Raw genomic sequence first — 15,154 nt, forward strand, 5'->3', positions numbered from 1 at the left:
TCGCGAGACTGCACTTGCCTTAAGCTAGTGGTTGTCATCAGCAGGCGTCTTTACCGCCAGTCAAATGTAGGTTCTCCCACAGGGGACTTTCACCCCATCAGTTCATGCCCATGCCGGGCGTACCAAAACATTGGAAGCAAAGAAAATCTATATCCGGAAAACCCAGGAAGTACAGGGTACGAGATAATCGCAAGGAAGAGCTATCAAAAGGAAGCGATATGAGAGGTTCAATCACCGGGCAAAAGTCCGGTTTTTTTGCCGTCAATTACACGACATATCTTTGAGAATTGGTGCCCAGGAGAAGACTCGAACTTCCACAACCATACAGTTACTAGCACCTGAAGCTAGCGCGTCTACCAATTCCGCCACCTGGGCATATACGACAATTTACTACTTTTTAACGATGTTTGGTGCCCAGGAGAAGACTCGAACTTCCACACCCTTTCGGATACTAGCACCTGAAGCTAGCGCGTCTACCAATTCCGCCACCTGGGCATCGTCAAAATTTTCGATCAACTTTTTACAACTTTGGCGCTAAAAACTCAAATGTTTTTAGCCGGTTTTTTTAGGAATTTTTTTAGGAAACGACAAAAGTCATATAACTTAAGAAAAAACCTAAACCATTGTTCTGGAAATAAATTTCTTCCAAAACAAGACGACAACCGGTTAATGGCACGTCAGCACCTGAAGCTAGCGCGTCTACCAATTCCGCCACCTGGGCCTTGCCATCGCTGTTCAACATCTCAGCGATGCGGCGCATATTAGAGATCGCTGGGTGGACTGTCAACCACTTAAAATCAGATTAACCAAAGATTATGGAAGCTACGTATCCTGCTATCGGTTATTTACATCGCATCCGATAGCAGGGCGTTAAGAGGATAGAATTTACTACCCCTTCATGGCTCTGGTCATGGTTTGAAACCACATCACTTTACTGAGATCACCGGTTGCCACGATATTCTGCTCCTGAACACCACGCATAAAGGCTTCCTGGGTATTTTTTGCCGTCAGGATTTCAAACCCTTTCGTGGCACTGGAGAAAGAAAGCTCAAATGTTGGCTCGGTGGTGGTTCCGGCAACCGGGTAAACCTGTTTGTCTTTGACAATATAGTGCCGGGCGACACCGTCTTTACTGCTGAGCTGAAAGGTCAGGTCCTGGCCTTCAAGCGTCTTCTGAAATGAGGGTTTCTTTCGACTGGCACGTTTCATCATGAAACCCAGTGCCCATAACAACAATTTGAATTTCACTACTTCAGTCCCGAACTCTATTTAAAAAGAAAACACTTCCCCATGGCGCAACTTGCAAAAGCTGGCAATGGAAAAATGCTTTCTGAGAGGTTGTGCAAACAGTTTTTATGAAGATAGTAAAACCTGTAGCCGGTTTACCATTCTCTGGCACATCAATGGCAGCTGGCCAGATGGAGATCTATCAGTTTACGGCTTCTTTCAGGGCTTTGCCCGGCTTGAAAGCCACCGTCTTACTGGCCTTGATCTGGATGGTTTCACCGGTTTGGGGATTTTTACCGGTACGGGCTGCACGGCTGCGCTGTTCAAAAGTACCAAAGCCAACAAGGTTGACAGAGTCTGCTGATTTCATGGCACCGGTGATGGCTTCAAGTATGGCATTAAGCGCCAAAGAAGCCTTGTCCTTGCTGATATCCGCTTCGTCAGCGATGACATTGACCAGATCGGGTTTACGCATAGGTAATACACTCCGTTTTGTTTTTCTTGTTTCTTCCCTTGAATCAAGGGTTTTTTGCTTCCTGAGCAAGGACTGCAACAGCTCTTGACTGCAGGTGTATGGCTCACAGACAAAAACAGACTAAAACACCGCTGCTCTCAGGGCAATAGTCTGGACCAACTGTTTGTAAGATTTTTGTCAGAAATCCGGGTTTTTCGATCAATTAACTGACTTCCATCATCTCAAAATCAGATTTGCTGGCTCCACAATCCGGACAGAGCCAGTCCTCCGGAACATCCTCCCAGGCAGTTCCGGCAGGTATGCCATCATCAGGCCAACCGACAGACTCATCATAAACAAAACCACAGACGATACACTGCCACTTTTTCATCATTCTCTCCGGTTCATACATGCCAATCGTTGTTTATTTCTGGCACGTTTTGTGCATTTAAAAACACCCCAAATGCTCAACAGGTAAATCCATAAACAAAGATTCACACTGCAACTGCCAGCATAAATCTTTTCTGGTAGTAAAAAACTGTGATCTTCTGGCAAAATGCCCATCCTGAGTTTTGCATTATTGGCTGTTGCATTTCTGCTCTGAACAGAGCACTGCCTACGAGCGATTAAACTGTGCAAACCGTGAGATCCAGCAACATTATGTTTAGCAAAAAAAATCAAAAAAGCGCTGTATCAAACAGACTCCAGTGATAAACGGATTCACCAAGAAGAATAAATATACGTCATCAGAGATCATCATGCCCGCAAGTCACCAGCCGGAATCCAGCCGGTCACACCGCCTGGACAGTAAAGGCGCTGTTTTTGACAACCGCAGCGGTGGAGACCGCTGCTACCGTATTCGCTGTGCAGGAATCACCAAAGTCTATCCCGGGGTTGTTGCCAATGACCAGGTCAGCCTTGCCATCCAACCCGGTGAAATCCATGCGCTGCTGGGCGAAAATGGTGCAGGCAAAAGCACCTTGATGAAAATTCTCTATGGTGTGACGCAGCCAGACAGCGGAAGTATCTGGTTTGATGGCCAGCAGCACACCCTTAAATCTCCAGCCCATGCAAGACGCCTTGGCATCGGCATGGTATTCCAGCACTTCTCATTGTTTGAAACCTTAACCGTGGTGGAAAACATTGCACTCTCTTTTTACGGGAAGGCGATGGATAAAAGAGCAGCAGGCCAACTGAAGGATCTAGCCCGACGCATCGAGGAAATCTCCAGCCATTACGGCATGCCCATTGATCCTCATCGCCATGTGCACAGTTTATCCACCGGAGAACGCCAGCGGGTTGAGATCATTCGCTGTCTGGTACAAGACATTAGTCTTTTGATTCTGGATGAGCCCACCTCGGTGCTGACACCACAGGAAGTCAGCAGCTTGTTTGTCACCTTGAAAAAGCTGGCCGCTGAAGGCTGCAGTCTGCTGTTTATCAGCCACAAGCTTCAGGAAGTTAAAGCCCTGTGTGATAGCGCCACAGTGCTGAGACACGGAAAAATTGCCGGAACCTGTGACCCTAAAACCACCAGCACTGAGGATATGGCCAGTATGATGGTGGGCAGCCAGACGACACTGGGTCAGCGCTACAGTTTTTCCACCAGTAAGAATGAAGATAAACGCCTCGCCGTCACAGGGCTGACGGAAGCGGCAATGGGTGAGTTTGGCGCTCCATTGCACGACATCCATTTTTCGGTAAAACCCGGGGAGATTCTTGGCATCGCCGGTGTTGCTGGCAATGGCCAGAGAGAATTAATTCAACTGCTCAGTGGGGAGAGACTGGCTACTTCACCCGACTTTATCACGCTGGATAACCAGGCCATTGGCCAGTTAACTCCCGGTAAACGACGACGCCTGGGCATGGCCGTAGTGCCGGAAGAACGCCTTGGTCGCGGAGCGGTGCCTGATATGTCGCTGTCAGAAAATGGCCTGCTCACCGGCTTTTTACAAAACCTTGTGTCCGGGGGTTTTTTAAGACAGCGACGAATTCACGGATTTGCCAACAACGTTATCAGCCGCTTTCGGGTAAAAGCCCACGGCAACTCAGCGGATGCCAAAAGCCTTTCCGGCGGTAATCTGCAGAAGTTCATCATTGGCCGGGAAATTTTACAAGATCCCAAACTGCTAATCTGTGCCAGCCCTACCTGGGGCGTTGATGTTGGTGCCGCCAACCTGATCCATCAGTCCCTGATTGCTCTGCGGGACAAGGGCACGGCCATCGTCGTGCTTTCTGAAGACCTGGATGAGCTGTTCCAGATTTCGGACCGAATTGGTGCACTCTGCCACGGCAAACTGTCGCCGGTGAAACCGGTCAGGGAAACCTCCATTAACGAAGTGGGTCAGTGGATGGCCGGTGTATTTGATCATCCGGAAAAATCAGCCTCAGCACCGATGGCAATGGAACCTGACAGACAGGCAAAGGAGTATACCCCCTGATGAAGATTGCCATTGAAAGACGGCCACAAGACTCCAGCCTGATGAAATATCTATCCCCCGTTCTGGCGGTGTTGCTCACCTTGATGGCCGGGAGTGTGATTTTTGCCTTGCAGGGGCAGGACCCATGGACCGGCTTATATACCTTCTTCATTCTGCCCGTCAGCGATAGCTATGGCCTGTCCGAGCTGGGTGTCAAAGCCGCCCCGATACTGCTCTGTGCCATGGGTCTGGCGGTGTGCTTTAGAGCCAATATCTGGAACATCGGCGCGGAAGGACAGTTACTGATGGGGGCTCTAATGGGCAGCTGGGCCGCCCTGAGCTGGATGGATTCAGAAGGCGTCTGGGTACTCCCCGCTGTACTGATAACCGGTACTGTGGCCGGTTTGCTCTGGGCATTGATCCCTGCGGTGCTGAGGAATCATTTCAATACCAATGAAATCCTCACCACCATTATGTTGAACTATATTGCCCTGAATCTGCTGCTGTATGCCGTGCACGGCCCCCTGAAAGATCCCCATGGTTTTAACTTCCCGGAATCCGCTCTATTTACCAATGCGGTTACGCTGCCACTGTTGCTGGAGGGAAGCCGCCTGCATATTGGCCTGGCCTTCGGACTGCTGGCCGGGGTGTGCATCTGGGTCTTGATGACCAGGACCTTTCTGGGCTTTCAGCTGAAGGTCATTGGTCTGGATGCCAGTGCCGGGCACTTTGCCGGTTTCCGTGAGCGCCGACTGGTGTATTTCAGTCTGTTGCTGTGCGGTGCTTTGGCCGGGCTTGCCGGTATCTCGGAAGTCAGTGGCCCGATTGGTCAGCTGGTGCCATCGGTCTCCCCCGGCTACGGTTATGCCGCTATTATTGTTGCCTTTCTTGGTCGCCTGCACCCTATTGGTATTTTACTGGCCAGCCTGCTGATGGCGCTGGTTTATATGGGGGGCGAGATGGGTCAGATTGATCTTGGCCTGCCTCTGGCCATGGGCAGCCTGTTTCAGGGGATGTTGCTGTTCTTCCTGCTGGCCTGTGACTTTCTGATCAGTTACCGCTTGAAAATCTCTGCTCATCAACCCCCGGCTCACGGACATCATGCAGGAGTCAACGGCTAATGGATATGGACCTGATTACTAACATTCTGTTTGCCATGGTTCGAACCGGCACGCCACTGCTGCTGGTCGCCCTGGGGGAACTGGTCTGTGAAAAGAGCGGTGTGCTCAACCTGGGGCAGGAGGGCATGATGCTGATGGGCGCGGTGATCGGCTTTATTGCCGCACTCACCACAGGCAGCCTGATCTTCGGGGTGATAATGAGCCTGCTGGTTGGCATGGCCATGGCTATGTTGTTTGGCCTGCTGGCGATCCAGTTACGGGCCAATCAGGTGGCCACCGGCCTGGCCCTGACCATTTTTGGTGCAGGCCTGAGCGCTTATGTGGGCACTGACTACATCGGTCAGGCACTGGCAGGCTTCCAGCCAATGTTGATCCCGCTGTTATCAGACATACCAATTCTGGGCAAAGCCCTGTTCAGTCAGGACATTCTGGTTTACTGCTCTTTGGGTATCGCGTTGGCTATCTGGCTGTTCTTCCGCTTCAGCCGTCCCGGCCTGATGGTGAAAGCCATCGGGGAAAGCCCATATTCAGCCACGGCCGTAGGCTTACCGGTGATAATGACCCGGTGGCTGGCCTTGCTGTTTGGTGGTGCCATGGCTGGCCTCGGGGGCGCTTATCTGTCACTGGCTTATACGCCACTGTGGGCGGAAGGCATGACTGCAGGGCGCGGCTGGATTGCCCTGGCCCTGGTGGTATTTGCCAGCTGGAAGGTAGAGCGGGTATTACTGGGGGCCTGGCTGTTTGGTTTGGCAAGCATTATGCATCTGGTACTGCAGGGGATGGGTGCCTCCATCTCATCCAATCTGCTGGCGACCCTGCCTTATCTGGCAACGATTGTGGTGCTGGTACTGCTATCAAGCAACCAGTCCAGAAGCCGGTTGCTGGCACCAATGTCCCTTGGCAAACCCTACCATCCGGCGGGGTAGTCATTGACGTTTTCACTCTGGCCTGACAGGGAACCCGGGCCATTATTCTAACGATAAAACAGACCTGTAAGGAGTTGATCATCCCATGAAATCCCTGATTAAAAAGGCCCTCGTCTGTGTGGCAACGGCCGGATTGATGACCCTGTCGACACTCTCGTCGGCGGTTGAAAAGCCGCTGAAAGTGGGCTTTGTCTATGTCGGCCCGGTGGGTGATGCCGGCTGGACCTATGGTCATGATGAAGGCCGACTGGAGATGGTTGAGAAGCTGGGCAAGAATATCGAAACCACTTATGTTGAGAGTGTCTCTGAAGGTGCCGATGCCGAGCGTGTCATCCGTAAACTGGCACAACAGGGACACGACCTGATCTTTACCACCTCGTTTGGCTACATGAACCCAACACTGAAAGTGGCCAGGCAATTTCCCAACGTTAAGTTCCAGCACGCCACGGGTTACAAGCGTGGCAAGAATGTTGGTACCTACTCTGCCCGCTTCTATGAAGGCCGTTACCTGACGGGCGTTATTGCCGGACACATGACCAAGAACAATGTGATTGGCTATGTGGGTTCATTCCCGATTCCTGAAGTGGTTCAGGGGATCAATGCCTTTACCCTCGGCCTGCGCAGTGTCAACCCGGATGCCACCGTGAAAGTGGTCTGGATCAACAGCTGGTACGACCCAGCCAAAGAGCGTGAAGCGGCTGAGTCACTGATTGCCCAGGGTGCCGACATCATCAACCAGCACACCGACTCTCCCGCTCCGGTGCAGGCCGCCCAGGACAAAGGGGTGTATGCCTTTGGCTATGATACGGACATGACACGTTTTGGTCCCGATGCCCACCTGACCGGCAGCATGGTTCACTGGGGTGGCTTCTATACCGACACCGCCAAAGCGGTACTGGATAAGCAGTGGAAGGCAGAAGATGTATGGGGTGGCTTCTCCGCAGGTATGGTTGAAATGGCCCCTTATAACAAAGCCATTCCTGAAACCGTCGTGGCCCAGGTTGAAGCCTTCAAGGCACAGATTGCCGATGGCACCTTTACCATTTTTGAAGGCCCCATCAAGGCACAGGATGGTTCCATTAAAGTTTCAGAGGGTACAAAGCTTAACGATGGTGATATTCTGTCCATGAACTGGTATGTGGAGGGTGTTGAAGGCTCTTTGCCTAACTGATCCTCACTTGATTGACAGATCCCGGAGTCATCGGTTTGGCTCCGGGCAGGATGTACTGCCGATGCCCTTTGCTGACATGAACTGGCAACCCGCCCAAGATGCCAAAGCGATACCCAGCGCACTGCGTGACATGATACTGGATCAACATTCGTTGACCCGACGGCTGAAGCAGGCACACAACAACGATTTTTTTGTCCGGGTCATCTCCCATGATTGGCAGGAGCCGGATGCATCAGAGAAAGCCTTTCTTCATTGCGATGATCAGCGTGCCAGTATAAGAGAAGTCCTGCTGTTTGGTTCAGGTCAACCGGTGGTTTTTGCCCGCAGTGTGTTACCGGAGTCCAGTCTGTCCGGTGAGAATAAAATACTTCTGGAACTGGGAGACCGGCCATTAGGTGAATACATTTTCAGTCAGCCCGGCCTGCGCCGTGGACCGATTGAAGTCGCCGATATAAAAGCCAGTGAATTTAACGCACACCTTGATGTGGAATTTACCGCAGAAATCGCCTGGGCCAGACGATCCCTGTTTTATTTGCGGGAGAAACCTATTTCTGTTTGTGAGGTTTTTTTGCCGGAATGTGAGAGCTCAGAGAGGCTGTCTGAGAATAGCGCATGTTTACCTCCCCGAAGCATGTGAAGGGGTATTCCAGTAAGCCGGTAAATTTTTCGCTGCTAATGCCCTAAGAGCAAACGCTACCAGGCCGGGGCTTTAACTTGCAGTTTACGTAAATAAACTTATCTGGATTAAGGATATTATCAAGAAAATTGTCTATGGATTCAGGATTTACATAAAGCCCCATTCCAGGCACTCCTTTAATGAAACAGGTACAAAAATCGGGTTTTTTAAATTGTTCATAATTTCTTTGTTCACGATATTCCCTTAATAAATTGCTGATAAGGGCCTGTTTAGCTCCCTCGTTAAAAGCTAAATTAATTTCATCCACCACCATGCCATGGTCATCAAGAATTTCAGTGTCAGCTCCCCACCCTAATAATTGCTTCACTACGTCTATATGCCCGTACATAACCACCAACATGAGCGCAGTACGTCCATGAGTCCCGTTTTCGCAGTGAAATGCCTGGTTTACTTGTTCCTGGTTGGCATAAAGCCCCTTGGCTAACGCCAACTGACCGAATCTGCAGGCAAGGGCAAAAGGGGTGATATCAGGGTAAGTTTTATCTTCGAAAGAAAATGAGCATCGGTACCTGGCCAGTTCTTTGGCACAGTATATGGATATCAGCCTTTCAGCCCTGGAGGTATCATTGTTGTTTACAGCGTCTATAAGCGCCTTCACCAGATTGTCCAATAACTGCTCATTGAGTACCGGCATACAGCGCCGTTCGTGCATCTGACTGACAAACGGTATTTGGTCACCTTCGTATAAATAAAATCGTTGCAGATAAAGATGTTCAAGGAGTGCTGTGTTGACCTTGAATATACCAAAGTAAGCTTTATTGCCAGAGCCTTTACCTTCTCTTTGTGCCACATGATCCTGCGGTTTTTGAGAAGAAGCCTTAACGGTCGTACCACCAAAATCTGATGGCTGATAGCTAATTTCAGATGTAAGCATGTTGAAGAGTATCAGTAAATTCTACAGTCGCTTTATTTGGAGAATAACCTGGCGAACAGGCCGAGCTTATGGGAACCTTCTTGAAGTTTGTTGTAGTCAGGATTTAAATAAGCAAACTCCTCATTATTCATACAACCTATACCATCCTCATCAGTGAATTCATTGTAACCAAGGCGGATAGGGGAATCTTTACAAGATATCAGGTCATTTTCTTTATAATATTCTATTACTAAATTTCTGATTTTTTCACGTGTATCTCCCTGGTTAAGAACTTCACCCATTTCATCAACCACATTGCCATCTTTATCAAGAGATTGAGGTTCAGCTCCCCACATTAATAATTGCCTGATCAAGTCAAAATTCCCGCTCACAGTAGTTAACATGAGTGATGTTTGTCCAACACCTTCGTTTGTGGTATCAAATGTCTGGTTTAGTTGTTCCGGATTGACGTATAGCTCCTTGACCAAATCCAACTTGCCAAGTCTGCACGCAAGAGCAAAAGGCGTGATGTCAAGGTAAGTTGTACCTTCAAAGGAAAACGAGCATCGACACCCGGAAAGTTTAGTGGCACCGTGTTCGGATATTAATCTTTTGGCGTTGGAAGTATCAGTGTCGGTAATCGCCGTTAACAGCGTTTTTATAGAACTGCCCTGTTCGGTGCGGTCTGCAGAGGAGTTAATAGACTCTCTTTTCATCAATTCACACAGTGTCGATTCATCGTCTGAATCGTTAATGAATGGCCTCTTCAGTGATTCGGAGGCATTCCTGCCAGCGATTGAGGCAGCGTCACCTGAATTGATAACCTTGCAGGATATGCCAGCAATGGGAGTAGTGGGAGATGTCGGAGCACAGCTTTGTGTTGCGATTTGTCGCGGAATTTCGGTAATTGCAACAATGGAATCCGCAAAACGTTGATCACTTTTAGTTTGTTTATTTAAATCTGCATCAGAAGATTTATCATATTTCGGTAGCTGAGGAGGGTAAGTATTTGTTGCCTGCATTTTAAAATCTCCATCAATGGTTATTTTTATCGAATACAAATGCCCGGCAGAGTCGATCATGAGCATTTGTAATGTGATGAAGAAGGTGTCTGAACAAAAACTTGTTTATAATCCCGTAAATATTATTTTGACTGGAATATACAAATTTCGGACTAGAACTTTCCTGGAAACCTCAGAAACCATCACATATGAATACTCTGACAGTAATTATCAGCCAAAGTTCCTTCTTGAATTGAAAAAACGCAATGTCTCAAATAAAACCGGGAAGTCTAGTCTCTGCTTTATGAACAGCCCCCTGCCCCTCTTCAGAGGTGACCTCGTCTAATTGCTTCTCTAGACCATCCCAAAATTTTATTCGTGCTGAAATAGACTCTTTCGCCTTGGCAACTGCAGATATTTCTGCCGTTTTGTCCCCGTTAATGCACTGTTTCAGCAGGTTCTCTGCTGCCGGGCCATGTTCATTCCCATCAAGGTCGATATGTCTCTTAAGATAGTAGGTCATGGCAGGGACGGACTCCGGGGGGATTTCCCAATGATTCAAAAGGGAAGAAAACATCTGCGGAATGGCATCTTCACGTCCGAAAAGAAAATAACTGGCCACTTCCGGTAACGAGCCATACTGGGCTACCTTCATGGTATCCGCAACAAATGCCTGAATGTATTCCGGTACCTCAGCAACCACCAGGGCCTGCTGCCAGGGAACACCGGTCCTGATGCTATAGATTACCTGCTGGATTTTGCTGGTGTCTGCAGATACTTCACCCATGGCTGCGAGATACATTTCCAAGTGACTCATGGGCGTGCCATGAAGATCCTTATCCGTCTCTTCATAGAGAATAATTTCATTAATGAAGCGGGCAGACGGGGCATCCGTAACTGGCACCCAGGGTAGCGGCATGGAAGTAAACTCAAGCTGCAATCTTTTCGCCAGCGACATAAAATCCCATACAGCAAAGACATGAGCTTCCATAAAGGCCGACAACGTCTCCACACTGGTAATTTTCTGGTAGATGGAGTGATGGAAAAGTTGTTCTTGAAGAGGGCGTAAGTCTTCTGTAAACATGATAGTCTCCCGCGATAAGCAATTTGCTCTGGCAGGCCGACAAGACTACATAGACATTGGACACATGGCAGCCTGGCTGATCATTTTTTTATCGGCAAAACATGTGTCGGCTGGAAGGCCCTGACTATATTTCCAAAACACAGAACGCCAAGGGCGCAGATGAAATTTATACAATCGATAACAGGCGCTGATAAATGTGCAGAGCTGCTGGATCAGCACGTACCACGCTGGAAAGACTTTATTCAACTGGCTCGCCTTGATCGCCCCATCGGCATTTATCTACTGCTATGGCCAACACTCTGGGCGCTCTGGCTCGCGGCCGAAGGCATACCCTCTGTTGGTAATCTGGTGGTTTTCATTCTTGGGGTGGTGCTGACCCGCAGCGCTGGCTGCGTGGTTAATGATTATGCTGACCGACATTTTGATGGTCATGTAAAACGAACCCGGCAACGTCCGTTGGTGACCGGAAAGATAACCCCGAAAGAAGCCCTGATATACGCCGCCAGCCTGTTTTTCGTGGCCTTTCTGCTGGTATTGACCACCAATGCCCTGACCATCTATCTCTCCTTTGCCGCCCTGCTACTCGCCTCAGCCTACCCTTTTGCCAAACGACACACTTATCTGCCGCAGGTGGTATTGGGTGCCGCATTTGGCTGGTCCATCCCCATGGCATTTGCCGCTGAGGCCGACACGTTGACCACCCAGACATGGCTGTTGTTTATCGCCAATCTGTTATGGACTGTCGCCTACGATACCCAGTATGCCATGGTGGACAGAGACGATGATCTGCAGATCGGCATTAAGTCCACCGCCATTTTATTTGGCGAAATGGATAATCTGATTATTGCCTGTTTTCAGACGTTTACCCTGATAGCCCTGGTGATGCTGGGGTTACAGCTGGAATTAGCCTGGCCATTCTATGCCAGCCTTGTTGCAGCAGCCGCAGGTTTTACCCACCAGCAATGGTTAACCCGCAACCGTGAAAGGGACCCTTGTTTTAAAGCCTTTCTTTCTAATCATTGGGTTGGTGCCGCCATATTTCTCGGTCTGGCCTGTTCTCTGTGGTGACCGGCTGAAACACCTGAATTTGAAGGTTGAGCAGAAAGTGCTCAACCTTCACCTTCCCTTTATCACTTCAACGACAGGAAAACAGCAGCTCATGGGTTGGACAGCCAGCAAAAAGTCCATCAAATTTTCCTCAACGTCATTTTTCTGTAACATTCCCTCGCTGTAATACCTGTCATAAAGATAAACGGTTACCAAAGCAATCTTCTCTCATTCAACCCCGGGGTATTCTCATGTCTGGCAAAACAATTCTAATTGTGGATGATGAAGCACCCATCAGGGAAATGGTGGCTATGGCGCTGGAAATGGCTGGTTATCAGTGCCTGGAAGCAGCCGATGCAAGACAGGCGCACTCACTGGTGGTGGATAACCGACCCGATTTGATCCTTCTGGACTGGATGCTACCGGACATCTCGGGTATCGAACTGGCCAGACGACTAAAGCGTGACCAGCTGACAGCAGAAATTCCGATCATTATGTTGACCGCCAAAGGGGAAGAAGACCATAAAATCCAGGGGCTGGAAACCGGTGCGGATGATTACATCACCAAGCCTTTCTCTCCCCGCGAGCTCGCTGCCCGACTTAAGGCCGTACTGCGCAGAACTCATGGAATGGACGAACAGTCGGCTATCGTCGTCAAAGGGCTGGAACTGGACCCTGTCAGCCACCGGGTCAGTATTGATGGCAACCCTGCCGAAATGGGGCCAACGGAATACCGGCTGCTGCAGTTCTTCCTGACTCATCAGGAGCGAGCCTATTCCCGTGGGCAGTTGCTTGACCAGGTCTGGGGTGGCAATGTGTACGTTGAAGAGAGAACGGTGGATGTCCATATTCGCCGCCTGAGAAAAGCGCTGGGCAGTGGCTATGAGAATTACATTCAAACCGTCAGAGGTACTGGCTACCGTTTTTCCACTAAAGCGTAGAATGCTGGAATTCAATGAAAATGGCTTCAGTGACGTTTTCCTCATCACCGCCTGATGACATAAGAATGATGGTCAGGATCAATCACCATAAGCTCAACAAACTGCGGAACTGCCTGTGACCACCTCTGTCCGATCCTGGTTTACCGGTAGAATAGTGTCAATACTTGCCATCGGGCTACTGGTCGGCTGGCTGGCTGACCGGATTTTTCTGGGGCTTTTTCTTGCCACATTGTTCTACCTTCTCTGGAGCCACCAGCAACTGCACCGATTGCTGATATGGCTTGAAAAGGCGGCCCATAAAGAGCTGGATCCTCCGGAAAGCACCGGCGTATGGGGTGAGATCTTTGACGGTATTTATAGAATTCAGCGCAAACACAACCGCTCAAAACAGCGACTTTCCAGCGTGATAGAACGCATACAGGAATCAACGGCAGCATTAAACGACGGAATCGTCATGGCCGACCAGAATGGTTCCCTTGAGTGGTGGAACCGTGCCGCCGGAGAGTTACTGGGCCTGCAAATGCCCGATGACCAGGGACAGCTCCTGACAAACCTGGTCAGAAATCCAAAATTTGCCCGCTATATGGACAATAGCCACGGCAAAGAGCCCATTAAGATCGATTCACCGGTGCATGAGAGTCGGCAGCTTCAAATAGCCATTACCGTTTATGGGCAGGGCAATCGACTTCTGTTGGTCAGGGATGTCAGCCGGTTGCATCAGCTTGAAATCATGAGAACCGATTTTGTTGCCAATGTTTCCCATGAATTGAGAACACCTCTAACCGTGATTTCCGGTTATCTGGAGACCATGAGTGATGGTATGGCAATGAATCCGGATACACCGCCCATCTTTAATCGTGCCCTTGGTCAAATGCAGGAGCAGGCAACCAGAATGCAGCGACTGATTGAGGATCTTTTGTTACTTTCACGGCTTGAAGCAACGGAACCCGAAAGAATAAGTCAATCAGTGACGCTTAATTCTCTGCTTGCCGGTATCGTTAACGACGCCAAAGCATTGAGCGGTGAAAATCAGCACCAGTTACAACTTGAATGCGACGATGATGCCTTATTAACGGGGGATGCCGTGGAGCTGCGCAGTGCCTTTTCTAACCTGGTTTATAACGCTATCCGCTATACCCCGTCTGGAGGAAAGGTGCAGGTGAAGTGGTGGCAGGATAAGGAAGGTGGACACCTGATGGTTCAGGACAATGGTGTTGGCATTGACCCTGTTCACATCCCAAGACTGACTGAACGTTTTTACCGGGTGGATAAAAGCCGCAGTCATGCGACAGGGGGCACAGGTCTTGGACTGGCGATTGTAAAACATGTTTTATTAAGGCATGAAGGTCGTATCAGTATCAGTAGCCATCCGGGAAAAGGTAGCCGTTTTATTTGTCACTTTCCCTTGTCGAGAATCAAGCAAGCCAACGTCGTCAACGTATAGCAGACCGGTTGAACACGATCTTTCCGGTAAATGGTGATATTAACGCCGTATTTGCCAAAACAAACTCATGAAAATAAAAAAAGGGTCTGCAAGACCCTTTTTTTATTCAGAGCAAATAAAACTTACTCTTCGATCTGTTCCAGAGCGCAGTCCAGACGCTTCTTGCCAGTGCGCTCCAGGTACGCCTGGAAATCACGTGGCAGACGGCCAGTAGTGGCACCTTCCCACTTAATGCGCTCACCCGCTTCGTTCTCGTATTCAAAAGTGTACTTTTGAATATTTCTGCGACGCTTCTGTACTGTCTCTTCCGGTTCCAGATTACCCAGACCCAGATCATTCATGGAAACACCACGGTCAGCCATAATCTGCTTGATGGCTTCAATGCTTTCCTGCTTCTTCTTACGCTTTTCTTCGTCTTTGGCACGAGCTTCCTGCTTCTCAGTCAGCACATCGTTCAGACGGGAAATGATACGCTCCAGATCTTCCGCGTGTACATCTTTAAACAGTGAGCGAATACGGGTTTTGCTGCTGAGGCGATGCAGAACTTCTTCAAAAATATTCATTTACTCTACGACTCCTTGGTCTTGATAGAACTTCCTACTTAGGAATAAAGATGTTCAATTCGATGAACTTTATACAGCAAGATTTTTTTAGATGGAAGTACCATTATATAAATTTTAAAAATAATGTGAATCACTGATAGTAAAAACTGTCAGGTTATTAATCCGAAATCAGGCAGGTTGTTTTTTTGATCAGAAGGAATAAGTT

At 49.1% G+C, this 15,154-nt stretch carries 16 protein-coding genes and 2 tRNA genes; 8 read left to right on the forward strand and 10 right to left on the reverse strand.

The window, feature by feature from the left end; genetic code table 11:
- Window positions 1-288: 288 nt before the first annotated feature.
- The 6 genes from J7439_RS17225 to J7439_RS17250 all read right to left on the reverse strand — a co-directional run bounded on the left by J7439_RS17225 (window position 289) and on the right by J7439_RS17250 (window position 2,072).
- Window positions 289-375, reverse strand: a tRNA-Leu gene (locus J7439_RS17225).
- A 33-nt stretch (window positions 376-408) separates the two neighbouring features.
- Window positions 409-495: transfer RNA gene (locus J7439_RS17230), tRNA-Leu, on the reverse strand.
- A gap of 82 nt (window positions 496-577) precedes the next feature.
- Window positions 578-760 carry a hypothetical protein gene (locus J7439_RS17235; protein ID WP_209203197.1) on the reverse strand — a complete coding sequence of 61 codons (183 nt, stop codon included), beginning with the start codon at window positions 758-760 and terminating at the stop codon, window positions 578-580.
- Window positions 761-888: 128 nt separating this feature from the next.
- Window positions 889-1,212: a helicase gene (locus tag J7439_RS17240; protein ID WP_209203198.1), complete on the reverse strand. Its 324-nt coding sequence runs from the start codon at window positions 1,210-1,212 to the stop codon at window positions 889-891.
- 217 nt (window positions 1,213-1,429) lie between these two features.
- Window positions 1,430-1,702: an HU family DNA-binding protein gene (locus J7439_RS17245; RefSeq protein ID WP_209203199.1), complete on the reverse strand. Its 273-nt coding sequence runs from the start codon at window positions 1,700-1,702 to the stop codon at window positions 1,430-1,432.
- Window positions 1,703-1,904: 202 nt separating this feature from the next.
- The gene (locus tag J7439_RS17250; protein WP_101748276.1) at window positions 1,905-2,072 is read right to left on the reverse strand and encodes a rubredoxin; all 168 of its coding nucleotides are present in this window, start codon (window positions 2,070-2,072) and stop codon (window positions 1,905-1,907) included.
- Between the two features lie 367 nt (window positions 2,073-2,439).
- Here J7439_RS17250 and J7439_RS17255 point away from each other — a divergent pair, with 367 nt between their 5' ends.
- The 5 genes from J7439_RS17255 to J7439_RS17275 all read left to right on the forward strand — a co-directional run bounded on the left by J7439_RS17255 (window position 2,440) and on the right by J7439_RS17275 (window position 7,956).
- A complete protein-coding gene (locus J7439_RS17255) occupies window positions 2,440-4,122 on the forward strand; it encodes an ABC transporter ATP-binding protein (protein WP_209203200.1) in 1,683 nt (560 codons plus the stop codon).
- A complete protein-coding gene (locus tag J7439_RS17260; protein WP_209203201.1) occupies window positions 4,122-5,222 on the forward strand; it encodes an ABC transporter permease in 1,101 nt (366 codons plus the stop codon). Before J7439_RS17255 ends, J7439_RS17260 begins: the two co-directional genes overlap by 1 nt.
- The gene (locus tag J7439_RS17265) at window positions 5,222-6,148 is read left to right on the forward strand and encodes an ABC transporter permease (RefSeq protein WP_209203202.1); all 927 of its coding nucleotides are present in this window, start codon (window positions 5,222-5,224) and stop codon (window positions 6,146-6,148) included. Before J7439_RS17260 ends, J7439_RS17265 begins: the two co-directional genes overlap by 1 nt.
- A gap of 85 nt (window positions 6,149-6,233) precedes the next feature.
- Complete coding sequence (locus J7439_RS17270; RefSeq protein WP_209203203.1) at window positions 6,234-7,319, forward strand: BMP family ABC transporter substrate-binding protein; 1,086 nt, start codon at window positions 6,234-6,236, stop codon at window positions 7,317-7,319.
- Between the two features lie 7 nt (window positions 7,320-7,326).
- Window positions 7,327-7,956, forward strand: coding sequence for a chorismate--pyruvate lyase family protein (locus J7439_RS17275; protein ID WP_209203204.1), 630 nt, complete (start codon window positions 7,327-7,329; stop codon window positions 7,954-7,956).
- A 43-nt stretch (window positions 7,957-7,999) separates the two neighbouring features.
- Here J7439_RS17275 and J7439_RS17280 read toward each other — a convergent pair whose 3' ends face one another.
- From J7439_RS17280 to J7439_RS17290, 3 genes are all read right to left on the reverse strand, one after another.
- The gene (locus J7439_RS17280) at window positions 8,000-8,890 is read right to left on the reverse strand and encodes an ankyrin repeat domain-containing protein (RefSeq protein WP_209203205.1); all 891 of its coding nucleotides are present in this window, start codon (window positions 8,888-8,890) and stop codon (window positions 8,000-8,002) included.
- Window positions 8,891-8,922: 32 nt separating this feature from the next.
- Window positions 8,923-9,951, reverse strand: a complete 1,029-nt coding sequence (locus J7439_RS17285; protein WP_209203206.1) for an ankyrin repeat domain-containing protein — start codon at window positions 9,949-9,951, stop codon at window positions 8,923-8,925.
- A gap of 190 nt (window positions 9,952-10,141) precedes the next feature.
- Window positions 10,142-10,954 (reverse strand): DUF3050 domain-containing protein, encoded by an 813-nt coding sequence (locus tag J7439_RS17290; RefSeq protein WP_209203207.1) that lies wholly within the window; start codon window positions 10,952-10,954, stop codon window positions 10,142-10,144.
- A gap of 159 nt (window positions 10,955-11,113) precedes the next feature.
- Between J7439_RS17290 and ubiA the strand changes: the two genes are divergently transcribed.
- The 3 genes from ubiA (at window position 11,114) to phoR (ending at window position 14,386) form a co-directional block, all read left to right on the forward strand.
- On the forward strand, window positions 11,114-12,022 hold the full coding sequence (ubiA, locus tag J7439_RS17295) for a 4-hydroxybenzoate octaprenyltransferase (protein ID WP_209203208.1): 909 nt from the start codon (window positions 11,114-11,116) through the stop codon (window positions 12,020-12,022).
- Between the two features lie 230 nt (window positions 12,023-12,252).
- The gene (gene phoB, locus J7439_RS17300) at window positions 12,253-12,942 is read left to right on the forward strand and encodes a phosphate regulon transcriptional regulator PhoB (protein ID WP_209203209.1); all 690 of its coding nucleotides are present in this window, start codon (window positions 12,253-12,255) and stop codon (window positions 12,940-12,942) included.
- Between the two features lie 115 nt (window positions 12,943-13,057).
- Complete coding sequence (gene phoR / locus J7439_RS17305) at window positions 13,058-14,386, forward strand: phosphate regulon sensor histidine kinase PhoR (protein ID WP_209203210.1); 1,329 nt, start codon at window positions 13,058-13,060, stop codon at window positions 14,384-14,386.
- Window positions 14,387-14,508: 122 nt separating this feature from the next.
- Here phoR and J7439_RS17310 read toward each other — a convergent pair whose 3' ends face one another.
- A complete protein-coding gene (locus J7439_RS17310) occupies window positions 14,509-14,949 on the reverse strand; it encodes an H-NS family histone-like protein (protein ID WP_101748265.1) in 441 nt (146 codons plus the stop codon).
- Between the last annotated feature and the right edge of the window lie 205 nt (window positions 14,950-15,154).

Source organism: Salinisphaera sp. G21_0 (assembly GCF_017744115.1).
GTDB lineage: Bacteria > Pseudomonadota > Gammaproteobacteria > Pseudomonadales > Endozoicomonadaceae > Endozoicomonas.

Coding starts and splice junctions, on each gene's coding strand:
- ubiA (WP_209203208.1), top strand. CDS start 11,114: ATGAAATTTATACAATCGATAACAGGCGCTGATAAATGTGCAGAGCTG.
- J7439_RS17285 (WP_209203206.1), bottom strand. CDS start 9,951: ATGATCGACTCTGCCGGGCATTTGTATTCGATAAAAATAACCATTGAT.
- J7439_RS17245 (WP_209203199.1), bottom strand. CDS start 1,702: ATGCGTAAACCCGATCTGGTCAATGTCATCGCTGACGAAGCGGATATC.
- J7439_RS17250 (WP_101748276.1), bottom strand. CDS start 2,072: ATGAAAAAGTGGCAGTGTATCGTCTGTGGTTTTGTTTATGATGAGTCT.
- J7439_RS17280 (WP_209203205.1), bottom strand. CDS start 8,890: ATGCTTACATCTGAAATTAGCTATCAGCCATCAGATTTTGGTGGTACG.
- phoB (WP_209203209.1), top strand. CDS start 12,253: ATGTCTGGCAAAACAATTCTAATTGTGGATGATGAAGCACCCATCAGG.
- J7439_RS17310 (WP_101748265.1), bottom strand. CDS start 14,949: ATGAATATTTTTGAAGAAGTTCTGCATCGCCTCAGCAGCAAAACCCGT.
- J7439_RS17240 (WP_209203198.1), bottom strand. CDS start 1,212: ATGATGAAACGTGCCAGTCGAAAGAAACCCTCATTTCAGAAGACGCTT.
- J7439_RS17255 (WP_209203200.1), top strand. CDS start 2,440: ATGCCCGCAAGTCACCAGCCGGAATCCAGCCGGTCACACCGCCTGGAC.
- J7439_RS17270 (WP_209203203.1), top strand. CDS start 6,234: ATGAAATCCCTGATTAAAAAGGCCCTCGTCTGTGTGGCAACGGCCGGA.
- J7439_RS17260 (WP_209203201.1), top strand. CDS start 4,122: ATGAAGATTGCCATTGAAAGACGGCCACAAGACTCCAGCCTGATGAAA.
- J7439_RS17265 (WP_209203202.1), top strand. CDS start 5,222: ATGGATATGGACCTGATTACTAACATTCTGTTTGCCATGGTTCGAACC.
- J7439_RS17290 (WP_209203207.1), bottom strand. CDS start 10,954: ATGTTTACAGAAGACTTACGCCCTCTTCAAGAACAACTTTTCCATCAC.
- J7439_RS17235 (WP_209203197.1), bottom strand. CDS start 760: ATGCGCCGCATCGCTGAGATGTTGAACAGCGATGGCAAGGCCCAGGTG.